At 44.4% G+C, this 20,292-nt stretch carries 14 protein-coding genes; 8 read left to right on the forward strand and 6 right to left on the reverse strand.

All coding sequences use genetic code 11. The annotated features are described in order from the left end of the window. Positions 1 to 80: 80 nt before the first annotated feature. On the forward strand, positions 81 to 350 hold the full coding sequence (locus tag C7Y69_RS21700; RefSeq protein ID WP_221885321.1) for a hypothetical protein: 270 nt from the start codon (positions 81 to 83) through the stop codon (positions 348 to 350). Positions 351 to 459: 109 nt separating this feature from the next. Then, positions 460 to 1,620 (forward strand): hydroxymethylglutaryl-CoA reductase, encoded by a 1,161-nt coding sequence (locus tag C7Y69_RS02860; protein ID WP_221885322.1) that lies wholly within the window; start codon positions 460 to 462, stop codon positions 1,618 to 1,620. 455 nt (positions 1,621 to 2,075) lie between these two features. On the opposite strand, the gene C7Y69_RS02865 is transcribed toward C7Y69_RS02860, so the two are convergent. Further along, a complete protein-coding gene (locus C7Y69_RS02865; protein WP_126871738.1) occupies positions 2,076 to 5,411 on the reverse strand; it encodes an amidohydrolase family protein in 3,336 nt (1,111 codons plus the stop codon). Between the two features lie 286 nt (positions 5,412 to 5,697). Between C7Y69_RS02865 and C7Y69_RS02870 the strand changes: the two genes are divergently transcribed. Beyond that, positions 5,698 to 7,920, forward strand: coding sequence for a molybdopterin oxidoreductase family protein (locus C7Y69_RS02870; RefSeq protein ID WP_126871739.1), 2,223 nt, complete (start codon positions 5,698 to 5,700; stop codon positions 7,918 to 7,920). A gap of 108 nt (positions 7,921 to 8,028) precedes the next feature. On the opposite strand, the gene gorA is transcribed toward C7Y69_RS02870, so the two are convergent. From gorA to C7Y69_RS02895, 5 genes are all read right to left on the reverse strand, one after another. Next, positions 8,029 to 9,378, reverse strand: a complete 1,350-nt coding sequence (gene gorA, locus C7Y69_RS02875; protein WP_126871740.1) for a glutathione-disulfide reductase — start codon at positions 9,376 to 9,378, stop codon at positions 8,029 to 8,031. Positions 9,379 to 9,591: 213 nt separating this feature from the next. Further along, positions 9,592 to 10,920, reverse strand: a complete 1,329-nt coding sequence (locus tag C7Y69_RS02880) for a response regulator (protein ID WP_126871741.1) — start codon at positions 10,918 to 10,920, stop codon at positions 9,592 to 9,594. Next, positions 10,917 to 12,617: an ATP-binding protein gene (locus C7Y69_RS02885; protein ID WP_126871742.1), complete on the reverse strand. Its 1,701-nt coding sequence runs from the start codon at positions 12,615 to 12,617 to the stop codon at positions 10,917 to 10,919. The genes C7Y69_RS02880 and C7Y69_RS02885 overlap by 4 nt, the downstream gene beginning before the upstream one ends. Continuing rightward, a complete protein-coding gene (locus C7Y69_RS02890) occupies positions 12,614 to 13,438 on the reverse strand; it encodes a phosphate/phosphite/phosphonate ABC transporter substrate-binding protein (protein WP_126871743.1) in 825 nt (274 codons plus the stop codon). Before C7Y69_RS02890 ends, C7Y69_RS02885 begins: the two co-directional genes overlap by 4 nt. Before the next feature lie 83 nt (positions 13,439 to 13,521). Continuing rightward, entirely contained in the window at positions 13,522 to 14,082 is a 561-nt protein-coding gene (locus C7Y69_RS02895) for a response regulator (protein WP_126871744.1), read from the reverse strand. 318 nt (positions 14,083 to 14,400) lie between these two features. On the opposite strand from C7Y69_RS02895, the gene prlC reads away from it, so the two are divergent. The 5 genes from prlC (at position 14,401) to ubiB (ending at position 20,284) form a co-directional block, all read left to right on the forward strand. Next, the gene (gene prlC, locus C7Y69_RS02900) at positions 14,401 to 16,437 is read left to right on the forward strand and encodes an oligopeptidase A (RefSeq protein ID WP_126871745.1); all 2,037 of its coding nucleotides are present in this window, start codon (positions 14,401 to 14,403) and stop codon (positions 16,435 to 16,437) included. A gap of 21 nt (positions 16,438 to 16,458) precedes the next feature. Continuing rightward, positions 16,459 to 17,151: a DNA-3-methyladenine glycosylase I gene (locus tag C7Y69_RS02905; protein ID WP_013786256.1), complete on the forward strand. Its 693-nt coding sequence runs from the start codon at positions 16,459 to 16,461 to the stop codon at positions 17,149 to 17,151. Between the two features lie 74 nt (positions 17,152 to 17,225). Then, positions 17,226 to 18,011 carry a bifunctional demethylmenaquinone methyltransferase/2-methoxy-6-polyprenyl-1,4-benzoquinol methylase UbiE gene (gene ubiE, locus C7Y69_RS02910; RefSeq protein ID WP_126871746.1) on the forward strand — a complete coding sequence of 262 codons (786 nt, stop codon included), beginning with the start codon at positions 17,226 to 17,228 and terminating at the stop codon, positions 18,009 to 18,011. Further along, the gene (locus C7Y69_RS02915; RefSeq protein ID WP_013786254.1) at positions 18,011 to 18,646 is read left to right on the forward strand and encodes an SCP2 domain-containing protein; all 636 of its coding nucleotides are present in this window, start codon (positions 18,011 to 18,013) and stop codon (positions 18,644 to 18,646) included. Before ubiE ends, C7Y69_RS02915 begins: the two co-directional genes overlap by 1 nt. 9 nt (positions 18,647 to 18,655) lie before the next feature. Beyond that, on the forward strand, positions 18,656 to 20,284 hold the full coding sequence (gene ubiB / locus C7Y69_RS02920) for a ubiquinone biosynthesis regulatory protein kinase UbiB (RefSeq protein ID WP_013786253.1): 1,629 nt from the start codon (positions 18,656 to 18,658) through the stop codon (positions 20,282 to 20,284). The last annotated feature ends 8 nt before the right edge of the window (positions 20,285 to 20,292 follow it).

Genomic DNA, 20,292 nt, shown 5'->3' on the forward strand with positions numbered 1-20,292 from the left:
TACTGTACAAAGGTTGTACTATAAAAAAGTAGTGTACTTAATTCACGCAGTGGCTTAACCAAAACGGAATAGGAACTCACATGTTTGTACCAAGTATTTTACTCAAGCAGCTATATACTCATGGAAGCCTAACCAAAACCGACAACGGCGTTTCCTTTGCACTTAAAAACCGTTTAAAAGATGCCACACTAAAAGAGCTGAAATGGATTTCATTTGATGGTGAGAAAGTCCCTAGTCACAAAATTTCTATTCAAAGTAGCAACGATAGCGATATCAGCTTCAAAGCACTTAACGGGGGGCATGCCATTTTCATTACGACAAGTCATTACCGTACACCTAGAACTAAATGAAGAAGTCAGCCCTGACAAACGTAAAATAGGTATTTGTTTTTCAGCGTCACCTTTTGGAAAGCTTAAATTTGAAGTAGAAGATAATGTGACTTCTCCTACCAATCGCTAGTTGCATATTCCCCGTGACGATCACGACGATTATGGCGATAAAATCATTAAGCAGCGTCAGTCATACTTTGAAAGTTTTACTGGCGCCAAAATCGATCATGTTGGCAAGTACTCGGTCGATCCAGACAAATTGAAAGGGAATATTGAGCATTTTATTGGTGTAGCTCAGGTACCCATTGGCATTGCAGGGCCATTAACTATTCACGGCGAACACGCGAAGGGCGATTTTGTTGTGCCAATGGCCACCACAGAAGGCACCTTGGTTGCCTCGTATAATCGGGGCATGAAGCTGCTTAATATGAGTGGTGGGGTAAAGGCTACGGTGGTAGATGATGCCATGCAGCGAGCTCCGGTTTTCATTTTTAGCGATGCCCGCGGGGCAAGAGATTTTGTTACTTGGGTAAACCAAAACATCAGCAAAATTCGCGAAGAGGCTGAAGCAACCTCTAGCATTGCCAAACTCACTTATATTGACCACTTCTTATCAAACAAATTTGCGTTTTTGCGTTTCAACTATTTAACCGGTGATGCGGCAGGGCAAAACATGGTGGGGCGGGCTACTTTTGCGGCGTGCGGGTGGATTCTAGATAATTACGAAGGGGTCGAGAACTTCTACTTAGAGTCTAACTTTGCCACCGATAAAAAAGCCTCACAAATAAATATTATGCGTACGCGTGGTAAACGAGTAACCGCAGAGGCCACGATAAAGCGCGAGCATTTACTGCAAATTATGCGAGTAGAGCCTAAGCAAATTGACTATCACGGCAGGGTTGCTGGGGTAGGCTCGTTTCTATCTGGGGTGAATAATACGGGTTTGCACTCGCCTAATGGTATTACCGCCATGTTTATTGCTACGGGGCAAGATGTTGCGAACGTAGCGGAATCATCGGCTGCTATCATGTATTCAGAGCTTACTGATGAAGGCGATTTGTATGTGTCTATCACCATTCCTTCGTTAATAGTGGCTACCTATGGTGGTGGCACTGGAATGGGCACTCAGCGTGAGTGCTTAGAACTTATCGATTGCTATGGCAAAAACAAGGTGTACAAATTCGCCGAAATCGTTGCCTCGGTAGCATTAGCGGGAGAAATCTCGTTAGCCTCAGCCATTAGCTCATCAGATTGGGTGTCGTCTCACGAACAATATGGACGCAACCGCTGAGGATGTTTTCCGCTCTAAGGGCAGAAAGCACCATGATAGACTCGCCGTAAACCCATCCATGGGGGCTCTGCCACCGCATCCATGCGGTGGAAGGTCTATCATGGTGCTTCCTAACCTCTGAGCTAAATCCGTGGTTGGCTTGAGGGGAGTGAAAGTCTATCGCCCCACGAGCCATACTCATCACCGACCATCGAAGACTTTTTAGAAGGGGAGGGGCTGCTTATTGTGTGCCCCACGCTTTTAATATAACCCTAGCTCCCAATAAACCCATCCATGGGCGTTCTGCCACCGCATTCGTGCGGTGGAAGGTTTGTCAGAGTGTTTCTACTCTCTGAGCTAAATCTACGGTTGGCTTGAGGGGAAGATGGGGGAGGTGGGAAACTAGGGGGATCTGTAAGCATAAAAAAGCCGGCGATTTACGCCGGCTTGATAAGTGCTAGTAACTCACTAGATTATTAGTGTTTCCAATGGAAGTGATGTGCTTTGGCATCAATGGCTTCCGCAGTGGTTCTTGGCATAAAGGTGGCGTTGTTTTCTTCGAAGAAGAAAGGGGAACGCTTGGTTTTACTGCCAACTTCGTTCATGGTGGCAGCTTCATATACGCGGCCGTTAAGTACGGTGAATTCCACATATTCACTGCGGCGTAAGTCTGCTAATACATCGCCGTCAATCACGACTAAATCAGCCAATTTACCTTTTTCAATACTGCCGATGTCGTTACCCATACCTAGATGCTTAGCGCCATCGATAGTACCGCCGCGTAATGCTTCCCATGCGGTGAAACCGCCTTGTTGCATTATCCACAGTTCCCAGTGGGCGGCTAAGCCTTCACGTTGCCCATGAGCGCCAATATGTACACTAACCCCATTATCGCGAAGCTCTTTGGCGTAGCTAGCTACGTTTTGGTGGTTGTATTGATTATCAGGCGCGGTAGGACGTCTTATAGAACGGCCATGCAACATGGTGGCTGGGGTGTAGCGAAGTAAGCGTGGGTTCTTCCAAACTTCGGTACGGTCGTACCAATATTCTTCACCCATCATACCGCCGTAAGAAACCACAAATGTAGGTGTGTAACCAAACTCGGTGGCTTTCCATAGCTGGGTTACATCACTATAACCGCGCTCTATAGGTAAGCTGTGTTCTAGTCCTGTATGGCCATCAACCAACATGGTTAGGTTTTGTTGTAACTTACCGCCACCCTCAGGCACGACCATCATGTCTTGGTTTTTCGACGCCCATAACACTTGTTGGCGTTGATCGCGTCGTGGTTGGTTGTAGCTTTTCACCGAAATTGCGCCGCTTTCTTTTAAGCGTTCTACGTGGAAGTACGCATCTTCGTAGTTATTGATGATGGCTTTGTAGCCTAGGCCTTCTGCGCCGTACAAAATAGTACCGGTAGAGTAAATACGCGGTGCCACTATGTCGCCTTTACGCTGAAGTTCAGAGGCGGCAAAAATCTCTGTGGTATCGTTTGATGGGTCATGAATGGTGGTAACACCAAAGGCCACATTCGAGTATTGGCTCCAGTTTTTATCTGGAATAATCTCATTCCTGCCTTGTGCGCCATGAGCATGAGTATCAACTAACCCGGGAATAATGGTTTTGCCACTGGCATCTATTTGCATAGCGCCTTCAGGAATAGCAATATCTCCGCGCTTGCCCACAGCTTCAATACGATTATCTTTAATGATAATAACGCCGTCTTCAATCACTTCTTGGGTGTTGTCGGCATCACGCATGGTCACGACCTTTCCACCAATTAAGGCTTTGTAACCGCTTGGTTTATCGGCATCGGTAGTGAACGATAAATTAATACCATCGGCCACAGGGTCGGGCAGGGTTTCTGGCGCGCCATCTACAAACGCAAAAGCTTCTTTAAGCGAGCGACTGTAGAACGTGGGGCCATTAAACCAGCTCACCGTTTCATTATTGGGCGACCATGTTAAGTACTCACCGGCTTTAGATGAAAGCTGAGTAACCGGCAGTGAAGTCATGTTAGGGCCAATAGTTACTTTCTTACCATTTTCCACAAACGGGGTGACGAAGGTTTTAAATTGGTAAACGAAAGCTACCCATTTTTTATCATGTGAAAGTTTGTACTCACTTACATCATCAGCGCCGTATAAATGCGTTCGCTTATCGTTTCCTTGCAAGTTAACACTTGAAAGTTGTGTTTCTCGATACGGCGTGCCGCCTACCGATTCGGTGAAATACACCCGTGAATTGTCGCCTGCAAAGTGTGGGTTAATACCCCCATCAGACACTTTCTTTTCGGTTTTTCTATCAAGGTCTGCTACATAAATACCAGGGTCCACCGAGTATTTAGGGTCAAGTAAATAGCCGCCAGTAAACTTGCGGTACACCACCTTTTCACGATCACTTGAGAACGATGGTTCTATATAATGGCCAGGTTGCTTGGTAATCACTTTACCTTTACCGCCACGGGCAGAAACAATGCGTACTGACCCTAATTCATCATCATTCCACGTGGTGTAAACAATGGCTTTACCGTCGTTAGAAAAACGCGGGTAATATTCGCCATGGTCATTTTGCTTAGTCAGGCGTTTCATCTTGCCCGACTTTACGTCTTTAACGTAAAGCTTTCCTAATGCTTGAAACAAGAGTGTCTTACCGTCAGGCGACATTTGCGACCAGCGAATCATGTTTACATCAAATTCATCCGGTGCCACATCTACATCAAAACGAAGTGCATCCGCATATTGAAGGGTAGCTTCTACGTTAATGTTAATATCTGAGATAGTCTTATCGTCGATATTGATGCTATGGAAAGTACCACCTGTCCAATACACAATGGCTGATGAATCTGGCATCCAGTCGAAGTAGGCGAAGTAACCTTCAGAGCCAAAACCTTCTTGCATGTCACGTTCAAGTTCTGTGGTAAGCGGTGTTTCTTCACCGGTTTTAATATCTTTTAAAAACAGAGCGGTTTTTTCTTTTACCCGGCGAACAAACGCAACGTATTTACCATCCGGAGATGGTGTAGGCACCACTGCACCGCCGGTGCCACTGATGTAACGGCTTTCATCACCATTTTCACGGTCGAATCGGGTAATAGCGAATATGCCACCTAAAGGATCACGGTTATAGTCGAAACGACTCCCAGGCACTGTGTTCTCTGTGAAGTAAATATATTTACCGTCGTGAGAAAAAACGGGGTCAGCTATGTTTTGCTGGTCTTTTTTACCATGATTACGGGCTTTAATTTGCAAGCCGTCGCCACCGGTATTGTGATACATCCAAATTTCACCTGCAGGAATGCTGCGGCTAGACATAATGCCTTTGGATACCAGCAAGTATTCACCATCGGGGCTCCATTTAGGAGAGTGAATAAGGTTGTTCTTTTCTTTGGTCACTTGGCGCAGGTTTTCACCATTGCTGTCCATTATCCAAAGATTATTAATGCCATCGCGGTCAGAAATAAACGCAATCTTTGAACCATCCGGTGAAATATTTGGGTGTATGTTCCATGCGAAATCTTGCGTGATCGGTGTGGCATCGCCGCCATCAATATTTACTTTGTAAATATCACCTAGCATATCGAACACCATATACTTACCATTCGGGGCTATATCCAAGCTAGACCAAGTGGTTTCGGTGGTGTTGATTGTAACTTCATTAAGTGCAAATGGCGGGTTACTAACATCCCATTTTTCTTCATTAATCGTTGCATCTTTTTTAATGTCGTCAGCTGCATGCGTAGAGTAGGTGGTGCTTAAGCCCAAGGCGCTCACAAGTGTGACGGCTAATAAGCTTTTTGTTGTTTTTATCATAATGAGTTTCCAATTGCTTGAAATGCGTTTTCTGTCTATTGATGAGTATGCCCGTGAGCGTCCCACCTAATTGTAAATTTGTAATTGTAAATTTGTCGTTAACTTTAACCTGAAATGGCGGGTTCTACCTTTCGTATGAGATTTCACGTATAAATCTAACGACCAAACTACAGTTTTACCACCCACCCGTCTATTTATCCATCACTCACGATGATGCTTGTCTATAAGATGGATAAACGCTAATTTTGCAACAAGCTGTTAACAAAATTTAGTGTGGGTGCTGTACATGGTTAATTCAGAGCAAAACGTGGCCAATTCAAAGCAAAGCGGGGTCAGCCCAAAACAAGAACTCCATTATTCAACCTGTACGCTGTGCGAAGCGATGTGCGGCATTGAAGTTGCCACACAGGGCAAGCGCATACTATCCATCAAGGGAGATAAAGATAACCCTTTTAGTGCCGGCCACATATGCCCCAAAGCCAGTGCCCTGAAAGATTTATATGATGATCCAGATAGACTAAAACGACCGGTCAAAAAGGTAGGTGACGAGTGGCAGGAAATACCGTGGAGTGAGGCCTTTGATTACGTTGCTGAAAAACTTCACCATATACAGTCTACATATGGAAAAGATGCCGTTGGCGTCTATCTTGGTAATCCGAATGCCCACAACATGGGGGCTATTTTGTTCGGCCCTTATTTTTATCGCGCACTTGAGTCACACAATAGATACTCTGCCACCTCGGTGGATCAGCTCCCTCATCATATTGTTAGTCGTAGGCTGTTTGGGCATATGTCGCAAATTCCTATTCCAGATATCGATCACACCCAACACTTTGTGATTATCGGTGGCAACCCCCTTGCTTCCAATGGCAGCATCATGACCGTGCCCAACGTTAAAAAGCGCTTGAAAGACGTACAAAAACGCGGCGGTAAAGTTGTGGTCATCGACCCTAAACGAACAGACACTGCTGATTTAAGCTGCGAGCATCACTTTATTCGCCCCGGCAGTGATGTATTGCTATTACTTGCTATGTTGCATGTAGTCTTTGATAAGCAATTGCACAATGCAGAAGCGCTCTTACCTTACGCCGAAGAACTGCTTGAAGTTGAAGGCTACGTAAGAGACTTTTCTCCCGAAAAAGTTAGCGAACAAACCGGTATTGAAGCGTCACAGGTAATCCAATTGGTTACCGATTTTTGCGAAGCTGAATCGGCTGTATGTTACGGACGCATGGGCGCGAGTGTGCAAGCATTTGGCACACTCACTCAATATCTCATCATGCTGTTTAACATGTTGACCGGAAACTTAGATAGACAAGGGGGGATGATGTTTACCCAGCCTGCTGCCGATATTTTACCGGTATCAAGCAGGGGCAGCATGTCAGGCTATAGTTCACGGGTAAGGGGTCTACCCGCTTTTGCTGGGGAATACCCTGTGGCGTGTTTAGCAGAAGAAATATTAACGCCTGGTGAAGGCCAAATTAAAGCCATGGTCATAGGTGCTGGAAATCCAGTGGTGACTACGCCTAATACCGAGCAGCTGGAGCGTGCGTTTTCACAACTCGATTTTATTGTGTCTGTGGACTTCTACATTTCTGAAACTTCTCGGCATGCAGATATTATATTACCTCCCGTTACGCCATTAGAGCGGGATCACTATGATGTGGTTTTTCATAATTTTGCGGTAAGAAACTACGCTACCTATTCTGAGGCAGTGGTAGACATAGACGATGATCAATTAACAGATTGGCAAATATACCTATCGCTGGCAGAGCGCCTAGATAAATTAAATGGCAAAAGTACCGCGCACTATCAAACACTATGGCAAAAACAGCCAAAAGGTGTGATAGACGATTTATTAAAAAGCGGTCAATACGGGGCCCATGCTAGTGCAAATATCAGTGCCAAGGAAAATGCTAACGGCATTGGTAATGAAGGCGACAACTTGTCGCTAGATAAGCTGAAAGCGCATCCACATGGCATCGACCTTGGGCCATTACAACCTGCACTGCCTGACGCTATTTTTCATGAGAATAAAAAAATAGACTTAAATTTTAATTACTTTATGTCAGATATTGCCCGCGTGAAGACGCATTTTTTCGACCAGAAGCGTAACGAAAATAAAATAGTATTGATTGGCAGGCGCCATATTAAAACGAACAATTCTTGGTTACATAATAGCCCTAGAATGGTGAAGGGAAACAATCGTTGTACGCTACAGTTACACCCCATAGATGCCGCTGAATATGATGTAAACGAAGGCGATAGGGTTAAAGTCACGTCAAGAGTGGGAGAGTTATTCGTAGAGGCAGAAATTACTGATTCTATTATGCCAGGCGTGGTCTCTATTCCCCATGGTTGGGGGCATAATAAGAAGGGAATAAAGCTGGGTGTCGCTAGCCAATACCCTGGCGTTAATACCAATATACTGACAGACGAAATGCAGGTAGATACTTTGTCGGGTAATAGTGTGTTAAACGGTGTGCCTGTTTCGTTAGAAAGAATGTAAAAGAAAGGCGATAATCAAAAAATTGATTATCGCCTTACATTCTATAAGTACGTTAAAAGTGCGCTAGCGTTTTACTAAGCTTGGCTAACCTAAGCGTAGTTGGACGACCTAGGTCATCGTAACGTATTCTTCAGCACTAGTAGGGTGAATGGCCACACATGCATCAAAATCGGCTTTGGTCGCGCCCATTTTTATGGCTACTGCAAAGCCTTGTAGAATTTCATCCATACCATGGCCAATACCGTGAAGGCCAACCACTTTTTCATCTTCGCCTGCACACACCAATTTCATTTTGGTCATTTGACGATGACGAGTTACTGCAGTGTACATAGAGGCGAAACTTGATGAGTACACTTTAACCTTATCCTCACCATATTCTGCAATGGCTTCAGGTTCAGTTAAACCCATGGTGCCAATAGGCGGGTGGCTAAACACGACGGTGGGGATCATGGTGTAATCCATGTGCGCGTCTTCTTGGCCGTTGAATAAACGTTCGCTCAGTAAGCGACCTGCTTTTACTGCCACAGGCGTCAATTCGGCTTCACCAGTAATATCACCCACAGCATAGATGTTCTTGGCCGTGGTGTTTTGGTACTTATCTACTTTCACGGTGCCATTTTCGGCAAGCTCTACATCGGTATTTTCAATCGCTATCACATCGGTGGATGGTTCGCGGCCAATGGCCCAAATTAGGCAGTCTGCTTCAAGGACTTCACCATTTGTAAGATGAATTGAAAGTTGCTTACCTTCACCACGTTCTACTTTTTCAACGCTGGTGTGGTTATGTAATGTGCAGCCTTCAGCGTGAATCATATCAACCAAGGTTTCATGGATGATAGGGTCGAAATGGCGAAGTGGTGCTTGCTTGCGAACAACTAAGTGAGTCTCTGTACCCAAACTATGCAGTACGCCAGCAAGCTCAACGCCAATGTAACCTGCACCTACTACAACCGCTTTTTTAGGTTGTTCTTTTAGTGCAAAGAAGCCATCTGAGTTAATACCGTGCTGAGCGCCAGGAATATCAGGTATGACAGGGCGGCCGCCGGTAGCAATAGTAATATGGTCTGCGGTATAGGTTTCACCATCGACTTCAATAGTGTTGTTATCAACAAACTTCGCGAAACCGCGAATAAGCGTTACGTCATTCGCGGTTAACGAGCGGTCATAGGATGCATGAATACGTTCAATATAGGCTTGGCGGCTGGCAATTAGGCTATCCCAGCTGAAGTGATTTACAGTGATATCAAAACCATATTCTGGTGCGTAGCGGTGAATAGCTTCGGCAACTTGTGCGCCGTACCACATGGCTTTTTTAGGCACACAGCCTACGTTAACGCAGGTGCCGCCAATATCTTTAGCTTCAATAATGGCTGCTTTTTTACCATGCTTGGCGGCACGGTTTGCAGACGCAATGCCGCCACTCCCGCCGCCTATGCAGATATAATCAAAATGTTTCATGTTAACCGCCTTATTATCCGTTAGGCCTAAAATTGTCATTTATTGTGACACGAAATTGAAGGAATACACACTGTATACGCGTTTAAGAGACCGAGGTGCAAGGTAGAAGATTTCATTATCGTGGGTATCTGTTACAAAAAAACAAAGAAGCACTAATTGCCTTAGTGCTTCTTTATTCCAGTTTTATGAGTACTGCCACAGATACACTTAAGATCACGTGTCTTGAGGCGCAGCCCCTTCTTCGGTTTCATCTAACGGCGTATCTGGCTCAATCAAAATACTGAATGCACGACGACGCTCTTCTTCAAATTGAGTCAGCTTTTGAATAGTGGCGTCGGTGAAAATATGCCCTTCAGGCAGTATAAGAATATGGCTGTCATTATATAAATTTTTAGCCAATACCATACCTGCTTTTAGCTGAGAGGCTTTCATCGTGTTGTAAATATATTTTGACGTGCTCACGTCGTCGTCTGCAAGTAAGAAGGATAGAATTTCACCGTCATACCGTGTGTTGGTATGCTTTTTCATTTCGGCTTTGGCATCCCGCGGTGTCATCTCTTCACCGCTCATGCGGCCAGTGACTAAGCGCCAGTAATCTCTAGCTATTGAGACTATACGGGCACCTATGGGAATTTCTTTTGCCACCACATTACGGGGGCCAGCACCGTTATAATGCTCGAATTGAAATTCAATCATGTCTGACACTGGCTGTAACTCAGTGGCTGGCGCGAGCATTAGCGCAGCTTGTTTAGTTTGATCTAAGTAGTTCTGTTGTTGTTGATACTTAAGCTTCGAGAACGGGGCTAGAAAATCGTCGGTATTTAGCCCTAGCAAACCCAGCTCACAGATTAAACCCGCATAGCTAATGCGTTTAACTTCTTCGGGAGGGAGTTGAAGATACTTCGCTAACTTAGCGGCAAGTTCGCTCACTTCAATGGCAAACTTTCCATCTATGTTCGGGTTAATGCTAATAACATTAAACAGTACTTGTTCCATTGCAAGATTATGTTTTTCAATCTTGTTCAGTGCCGCTTTAATCTGGCGAGTACGCTTATGTACCATTTGCTCAAGCGACGTGTTCACTTCTTTTAATTTACGATTTTGCAGACGTGTTAATTTTTGCAACCGAGTATTTTCATTTTTTAATTTTACGCGTTCTAACCCATCTTCAATGGCAGATATAAGCTCTTTGTTGTCCCAGGGCTTTTGCAAATAACGATGAATTTTTCCCTCGTTAACCGCTTTAATAGTAGATTCTATATCGGCATAACCGGTTAGCACCAACCGATAACTTTCAGGGTACAACTCTGCAACTTGCTGCAGTAATTCAGCGCCAGACATCTGTGGCATCTTCATGTCGGAAATGATCACATGAACCTCATTTTCTTTCATGATCTCTAGCGCTTTTGCGCCACTGTCAGCCAGCAATAAGTTGACCTTTAAAGAAAAGAGCGCGCGCTTAATGGCGCGAAGAATATTAGGTTCATCGTCGACAAATAAAACAGTGTACACGTCGGCGTTTTGGTCAGTGGTATCATTCATAGTGAATCGTCCTGAAAAGAATCTTCGGCGTTGTCATCTAACGGGTTATGTATTGGTAGGCATAACGTGAAACAGCTTCCTTCCCCATCTTTACTTGATGCATGGAGCGTACCGCCGTGCTCTTGAGCAATGCCGAAAGAAATAGAAAGTCCAAGTCCGGTGCCTTGGCCTTCTGGTTTAGTAGTAAAGAACGGATTAAATAATTTATCTAGATGGCTCGATTCAATACCGCAACCAGTGTCTTGTATACTTAGTTCAACGTTACCATCGAATTCACGCGTCGTAATGGTAATGGTGCCCTGTACGCCGGTGCTTTCGATGGCTTGGCCTGCATTAATAAGCAGGTTGGTCACCACTTGCGAAATTTTACCCATGTTCATCATGATATGGGGAATCGACCCTAAATGGGTTTCTACGCTGCATATGTATTTTAGCTGGTTGTTCACCATCGCTAGGGTGGTTCGAACGCAATCATTTAGGTTGTAAGATTGCATCTCATCACTGTCTACGCGCGAGAACAGTTTTAGCCCTTTAACTATTTCGGCCACCCGAATCAAACCGTCTTTCGAATCGGTGATGAGTTCAGAGATGTCGCTGTTGATAAATTCCATGTCTTGCTGCTGTATAATATTGCGCAGCTGTTTTATCGCTTCATCCTGATGGATAGCGGTGTCTTTTAAGAGCACATCATTAAGCTGTTGGAATATCATTTGATAGGTTGCTACATACTCACTGAGGGTATGCATATTACTATTCACAAACCCTATCGGGTTATTGATTTCGTGCGCTACACCCGCGGCCAATTGGCCAACTGATGCCATTTTTTCTGCTTGTAACAATTGAACCTGTGCTTCTTTTAGGTCTTTATTTGCTTCTTCAAGCTGGAAGTTTTTTTGATTTAACAACGAGGTACGCTGTTTTACTTTCACCTCCAACAAGCTATTTAGTTCTTTAAGTTCACCTTCAACGCGCTCGCGATGAATATTTTCGTCTTTTAAAAGCTCAACCAATTGATTGAAGGCTTCAGCCAGTTCGCTGAGTTCATCTTTGCCGCGCACTTTTACAGAGATGTTCTGGTAATTTTTATCTTTAACCGCCGCCCCTAAATGCCTAGCACCTGCACGTAGCTGCTTTAGCTGCGACATTAGGTAAGACCCAAGCAAGAATGAGCACAATGCAATAAGGCCCAGTTCTATGGCGGCAAGTGTTAATGTCCAAGTGCGTACCCGTTTTACCGACTGATTAATAGAATCAACATCAAGGCCTATTTCTACTCTGCCAAATAAGGTCTCGCCAACTTTAATATCAGCAGCGGTATCGTATATACCATCCACTGCACTCATTACATCGCTGTCTAGCTGAAAGGGGTGATTGAGCGCCTCTGGCTCACCTTTTTCCACATATACATTGTTGTTGTTATCGAGAACCCGAACATAACTGATATTAGGGTTTGAAAGCATTTCAGTTGCATCTGCCTCTAGCGAAGCGAGGTCGTAGCTTAAAAAAGCATTTTTTGCGGTGGACACAAACAGGTTGGTAGTAGTTTGAGCAGACGTATCAACACTGGTGTCGACTAAGTCATTTAATAGTTTAAATACGGTTGTGATAAGAATTAAAAACAAAATGGCAGCAATAAGTGCCACCCCAACAATAGTTTTGGTTCGTAGCGATAACGAGAGCAACGCTTCTTTTTTCACAATTGCGGCCTTGCTAATGAGGTAATGCCCAAGGCTCGTATGTCGTCCCAATCTTCATCTGCAGACGACATAAAGCCTTTAAAGCCAATATTTTTCAATAGCTGATGATTGTCTTTATCCTCTGACAGAGTAAGCAACGCATTCAATAGTGCCTCTCGCTGAGTGTCAGTTATTCGAGGGTGAGTTGCTACAGCATGAGGGGTGTAACCATCACTTTCCCATAAAATACGAAGGGCGCTTTGAGTACTGTCATCAATGTTATTGAAGGTTCTTATTATGCCGCCACCAGCGTTAAAAAAGCCGCGTTGCACATTAAGGTACACCGAGTCATGAGAATGTACATAACGTGGCGTAAAAAGAATGCCCTGCTGTTTCAAATATGCTCTAGGGATAATGGTGGCAGCGAATGCAGCAGGAGAGGGAAAGGCTATTTCTTTACCGTTAAGATCGTCAAGTGACGTAATAGTGCTATTGGCATTCACAACAATAATGCCTTTAATTCGCTTATCTTTTTGACGGGCCAGCGCGCGATAGCCAACCGAATCATGAAATACCACAAAGTGGTAAGGGTTCATGTAGGCAATGTCGTACTCACTCTCGGCCAGCCTTTGTTCGAAGGTAGGAATATCTTTGGCTGTTTTAAACACCACATCAATATCGGCATGTTCAGAGATATAGTTGATAAGGGGCTGCCAGGTTTCAGCGAGTTTCTTTGCAGACTGTTGAGGCACTATGCCAAGCGTTAACGTATTGCATGTACCAAAAGAGGCGAATAATGCGAGCGCTAAGAAAACACAAGTACGACGTGCAGCTTGAAACATTGATTTTTCCACTATGATTCACCCCAAACTCATTCATTTAAAGGCCCTAATAAAAAAACTGGCCAAGCTTACTTATAATGAACTTACTCAATCATGAACTTTTCGATGGTTTCGATAAGTTCGCTATTGGTAAATGGTTTTGAAAGTACTGCATTTGCGCCAAGTTCCATTGCCCGTTCTAGACTAATGTCGTCAAGAGCAGAGATGACAAGAATCTTTAAGTTTTTGTATTTAGGCTGTTCTCGAACAAACTGGATAACGCTGTAACCATCCATGCCAGGCATACTTAAATCGAGGGTCATCAACTTTGAATTATATTGGCTCAACATAATGCCAGCTTGAAACCCACCCGTAGCAATATGGCTTTCAAATCCACCCCGGCGTGCCACCCTTTGAATTGACTTTGCCACTGGCATTTCATCATCAACAATAAGGATGGAAGGTGAAATCTCACTTTGGAGGTCTTCAGGAATAGGGATGTTATGATGTTCAAGAAAGGAAACAAAGTCTGATACTAGCACGCGATTATTGCCGCGACCTGGCAGCTTAAACCCTTTGAGTTTTCCGCTTTCTATCCAGCGGATCACTGTACGAAGGTTTACATCACAATAAGTTGCGATTTCGCCTGATGTTAATGTCTTCATTGTTCAATTCCTATTGCCAACTTGTAACGTTATAGCACCGAATAGGGTTGTTCACAATTTAGACAAAAGTAGTGAATGTGACATTTGTGACACTTTTTTTTGGCGCTTTTAGCTGCCAAATTAGTGAGTTACTTGATTCACACAGCGCGTAAAAAAAGAAAGAATTAGTCAAAATTTGATCTGCACGCTTACCATTTACAGTAATCCTAGTATAGAACCTAGAAATATCCCTGTTGTGTTGAACATTTACAGTGCTTGTTTTTATTACGATCAACCCCAACATAACTTGCTATATGAACTGAAAAGAGTAGACGGATTATGACGACCCCAGCAATTGAATTGGTAGATGGCTTGCCTTTATTTTCATCTATTAAGCCCGCACAAATAAAGCCCGCCATCGAGAAAGCGATAGCTAAATGTAAGCTAGAAATTGATGAGGTGGTTGCATCTAAAGATTACTCTTATGCGAACTTAGTATTGCGTTTAGAAGAGGTAGACGACAATTTAAGTAAGATGTGGTCACCGGTTTCTCATATGAATTCAGTGGTGAGTAGTGACGAACTGCGAGAAGCTCATGATGCTTGCTTACCTTTGCTTTCAGAATACGGCACTTGGGTAGGTCAGCACGAAGGCTTATACAACGCTTATGTGGCGATTAAAGCTTCAGACGAATATGCCAACCTTGATGAGCAGCGTCAGAAAGTTATTGATAATGCTATTCGCGATTTCACCTTAAGTGGCGTGGCACTGCCTAGTGAGGAAAAGAAACGCTATGCAGATATTCAAGCGAAGTTAAGCGAACTGTCATCTACATTTTCAAATAATGTGATGGACGCCACCATGGGGTGGAGCAAACACGTTACCGATGAATCTATGCTAGCGGGTATGCCAGAATCTGCCCGCGATGCAGCTGCACAAGCGGCACATCAAAAAGACTTACAAGGCTGGCTATTCACATTAGATATTCCTTCTTACTTACCGGTTATGCTTTATGCTGACAATGCAGCGCTACGAGAAGAAATGTATCGCGCTTATGCGACGAAGGCGTCAGATCAAGGCCCCAACGCAGGTAAGTGGGACAACACCAACATTATTCAACAAACACTGGCCCTTCGCAGTGAAATTGCACAATTGCTCGGTTTTAGTAGTTATTCTGAACGTTCCCTTGCCACCAAAATGGCCGAATCGACTGATCAAGTTACCGGCTTTTTACGTGATTTGGCTGCTAAATCGAAGCCGCAGGCAGAAAAAGAGTTAGAAGAAGTACGAGCATACGCGAAAGATACCCACGGGGTAACAGAGCTTAACGCGTGGGACTTACCTTACTACAGTGAGAAGCTGAAACAGGAAAAGTACACCATTTCAGATGAAATGCTGCGTCCGTATTTTCCTGAAGACAGAGTTTTGTCGGGTTTGTTCGAAGTGGTGCATAGATTGTATGGCCTTAAAATCATTGAACAGCCAGGCATTGATACATGGCATAAAGATGTACGTTACTTCACTATTACCGATAGTGCAGATGCGCTGCGCGGTAGTTTTTACCTAGACTTATACGCTCGCGCTAAAAAGCGGGGTGGTGCGTGGATGGATGAGTGCCGTGTTCGCCGAGAAAAGTTAGACGGAGAATTACAGTTACCTGTGGCGTATCTCACTTGTAACTTTAATGCCCCAGTAGGGGATAAGCCTGCCTTATTCACGCACGATGAAGTGGTTACCCTTTTCCATGAATTCGGACACGGCATACACCACATGCTAACTAAAATGTCGGTGGCTGGTGTATCTGGTATTAATGGTGTGCCGTGGGATGCCGTAGAACTACCGAGTCAGTTTTTAGAAAACTGGTGCTGGGAAGAAGATGCACTTAACTTTATCTCGGGTCACTATGAGACGGGGGCACCCTTACCCGCTGATTTACTTGACAGAATGTTAGCTGCCAGAGATTACCAAGCCGCTATGCAAATGGTGCGTCAGCTGGAATTCAGTTTGTTTGATTTCTTATTGCATAGCGAGTCTGGCGACAATGTTGATGTACAAGCCATTCTTAACAGCGTGCGCGCTGAAGTCGCTGTTAATACACCTCCAGCATTTAACCGTTTTCAGCATAGCTTTGGGCATATTTTTGCTGGTGGTTATGCAGCAGGCTATTACAGCTATAAATGGGCAGAAGTGTTATCTGCCGACGCTTACAGTAAGTTTGAAGAAGACGGTATTTTTAACCAAGACACGGGTAAAGCATTTTTGGAAAATATACTTGAAATGGGTGGTAGCCGTGCGCCTATGGATTTATTCGTTGCCTTTAGAGGCAGGGAGCCAAACGTAGATGCCTTACTTCGCCATAGCGGCATTCGTGGCTAATTAGCATTAGGGTAGATAACCATGGGAATAGAATCTTTCTCCACCATTTACCAACGGGCATGTAAGCGAAAAGGTGGTGAAAAGGCGCTTGAAAGCATGCTTTCAGCGCCGCTTTCCTCTGAGCTCGTTGCCAAAATACCGGACGATCGGTTTTTAGCAGCCATGACGAAGCAAGTGTTTCAGTCAGGCTTTGTGTGGCGCGTTATCGAGAAAAAGTGGCCTGAGTTTGAAACCGTGTTCTTTGGTTTTGATATCGAAAAAGTGCTGCTGATGCCTGATGAGATGCTAGAACAAAAAGCGTCTGATAAACGTATAGTGCGTAATTACAAAAAAGTAATGACCGTTCGCGATAATGCCATGTTCATTAAAGACATTAGCCGTGAGCACGGCAGCTTCGGTCAGTTTGTGGCTAGGTTCGACGCCAGTAATATTACCGAATTGTGGACCACGTTAAAGAGACGTGGGTCGAGACTCGGCGGGAACACCGGCCCCTACATGCTGCGGGCGTTAGGCGTAGATACCTTCTTGTTTTCACGAGATGTTGAAGACTACTTAAGAAAGAACGATATTATCGATGGTGGCCTCACTAGCAAGAAAAGCTTAAGCGCTGCAAATGCGGCTTTTGCACAGTGGCATCAAGAAAGTGGCCGCACGTTACAAGAAATAAGCGTTATTATTGCGTTTAGTTGGGGCACAAACCAGTATTTAGCATAAGGTAAATACTGTTGCTAGGCGCTACAATCCGATACACTTCAGCCTTTACTATGAATCACTAATGCAGGAATGCCATGAGCGACAACCATAACTACACATCGCCCACTGAGGCATCGGATGCACCTACTACTCATTTCGGCTTTAAGCAGGTTGAGAAAAATCAAAAAGCGTCCTTAGTGGCCAATGTATTCGATTCTGTTGCCGCTAAATACGATGTCATGAACGATTTAATGTCGATGGGTGTGCACCGTTTATGGAAGCGCTTTGCCATTGATTGTTCAGGTGTGCGTGCAGGGCAAAAAGTGCTTGATATCGCTGGTGGTACTGGCGATTTAACCGCAAAATTCTCTCGTCTTGTTGGCCCTACGGGCAACGTAACCTTGGCCGACATTAACTTATCGATGCTGAAAGTTGGCCGCGATAAACTAAGAGATCGCGGACTAGTTAGCAATATCGATTACGTTCAAGCAGATGCAGAGGCGTTGCCTTTTCCTGATAACCATTTCGATGTAGTGACCATGGCTTTTGGTCTTCGAAACGTGACCGAGAAGCAAAATGCACTTAATTCAATTTACCGTGTGTTAAAGCCAGGCGGCCGACTGTTAGTGTTGGAGTTTTCAAAACCAACATCAGAGCAATTAAGTAAGCTTTACGACACGTATTCGTTCCATATATTGCCAAAAATGGGGCAGCTAGTGGCCAACGATGCCGAGAGTTATCAATACTTGGCAGAGAGTATTCGTATGCACCCTGATCAAGAGACCTTAAAAGGTATGTTCGAAACCGCGGGGTTTGACCAGTGTGACTACCAAAACTTAACCGGTGGAATTGTAGCACTGCACCGAGGCTATAAGTTTTAATGCCCACGTCAGCATTGGTAAGTGCCGTTATTGAAACGGCTGCGAATAAAATTTTAGCGTTAGATCCAGACAGCGTTGCCAGAATGGCTTCGCTGAAAGGCGCGCGGCTTATTGCTTATGTAGACCCCTTGCCATTTGCTGTAGTGCTTGTATTTTCTGAGCAGGTAGACGTGCTGACCCTACATGAGCCGTTCGAAGACACAATAGCTACGCTAAATCATAAAGACTGCTGTATTAAAACATCCTTAGATACCTTGCCTGAATTAAAGCACACCAATCAGCTAACCCGTCTTATTCAACAAAAAAAATTACAGGTTGAGGGCGAACTTGCTGTGGCTCAGCAGGTTAGCGGTTTGTTTCAGCAGCTAGATATAGATGTAGAAGAACTTCTGGCTGCCAAAACCAATGATGTGGTTGCCCATCAAACGATGAGCTGGTTTAGTGCTATTAAACGTAAAGCTACGGGTGCCCTGTCTGAGTTTAATAAAGTCGCTAGCAATGCCTTGATAGAAGAAAAGCAAATAGCAGCGCCCAAATTAGCGGTATTACATTTTAGTGATGAAGTGAACGCATTACGTGACGATGTAGCGCGATTAGATGCCCGCTTACTTCAGCTAGAACAAAAATCAATTTAAGAGACAAGCATGCGCATTGTTAGGTTGTATAAGATAAATAAGGTGTTGTTAGAGCATGGGTTAGACGACCTTATCCCTGCGAAATGGCTACCATGGTACGCACGCCTTATGCGTCACAGCATCTTTTGGATCCGTAATAAACACAAAGATAAGACTGCCGGTGAGCGCATTACGCTCGCACTGCAAAGCCTTGGCCCGGTTTTTATCAAGTTTGGCCAAATGCTATCGACCCGCAGAGACTTGCTCCATCCTGCTATTGCTAATGAACTTGCTCGGCTGCAAGACAAAGTGCCTCCGTTTTCGTCAGAAGCGGCACAACAGATTATTAAAACCTCCCTTGGTCTAACCCATCTATCTGAATTATTTAGTGAGTTTGATGAAGCGCCTCTGGCGTCAGCCTCTATTGCGCAAGTGCATGCTGCGAAATTAAAAGCGAATAATGAAGATGTGGTGGTTAAGGTTTTACGCCCCGATATTCGTGAAACAATTGTGGCCGACATGGAGCTGCTTTTTAGTTTAGCGTCAGTGCTGCAAAAATGGCTGCCAGATGGCAAACGCCTCCGCCCTGTTGAAGTGGTGGTGGAATATCGTAAAACCATAGTGGATGAACTGGACTTACTACGTGAATCGGCAAGTGGCATTCAATTAGGGCGGAATTTTGAAGGCTCAGATTCATTATACATACCTAAAATATACAGCGACTATTGTCACAGCAATGTAATGGTGATGGAGCGCATATACGGGCTACCTATTTCAAATATAGATGCCTTGCTAGCACAAAACACTAATATGAAAAAGCTGGCGGAGCGCGGCGTAGAGGTCTTCTTTACCCAAGTATTCCGCGACAGCTTCTTTCATGCTGATATGCACCCAGGTAATATTTTTGTTTCTACCGAGCATCCAGAAAACCCTAAATACATTGCTATCGACTTTGGCATTGTGGGCACGTTAAACCGGGAAGATAAGCGTTATTTAGCAGAAAATTTTATTGCGTTTTTTAACCGAGATTATCGCAAGGTAGCGCAACTTCACGCCGACTCTGGTTGGGTGCCGAACGACACCAATATTGATGAGTTTGAAATGGCGATTCGCACGGTCTGCGAGCCCATCTTTCAAAAGCCCCTTGCGGAAATATCGTTCGGTAATGTGTTACTGCAATTATTTAATACTGCCCGTCGATTTAATATGGTGGTGCAACCTCAGCTAGTTCTGCTTCAAAAAACGCTGCTTTATGTTGAAGGGTTGGGGCGTCAGCTTTATCCGCAATTAGATTTATGGAAAACCGCAAAGCCATTTTTAGAAAATTGGATGCGCGAGCAAATTGGTGTGAAAGCCATGCTGGGTAAGGTAAAAGCAAACCTGCCGTTTTGGTCTGAAAAGCTACCTGAAATGCCGGATTTACTTTACGACAGCCTACAGCAAGTTAAACGGCTTCCTTTGCAGCAACAACGCGCACAACTTGCTTTACTAGAACAGCAGAAAAAGAGCGCACAATCCATTCAGTGGGGCGTAACGGGTGCTACCTTTATTTTATTGTCTGCTATTTTACCACTGTACGATTTAAATTGGTGCTTTCCAGCGCTTTCTGCCAGTGTAGGATCCCTTTGTTGGGTATTGGCATGGCGTAAGAACCGGTAGCGACTGTT

Origin of the sequence: Alteromonas sp. KS69 (assembly GCF_003989595.1) — a bacterium.
Classification (GTDB): domain Bacteria; phylum Pseudomonadota; class Gammaproteobacteria; order Enterobacterales; family Alteromonadaceae; genus Alteromonas; species Alteromonas naphthalenivorans.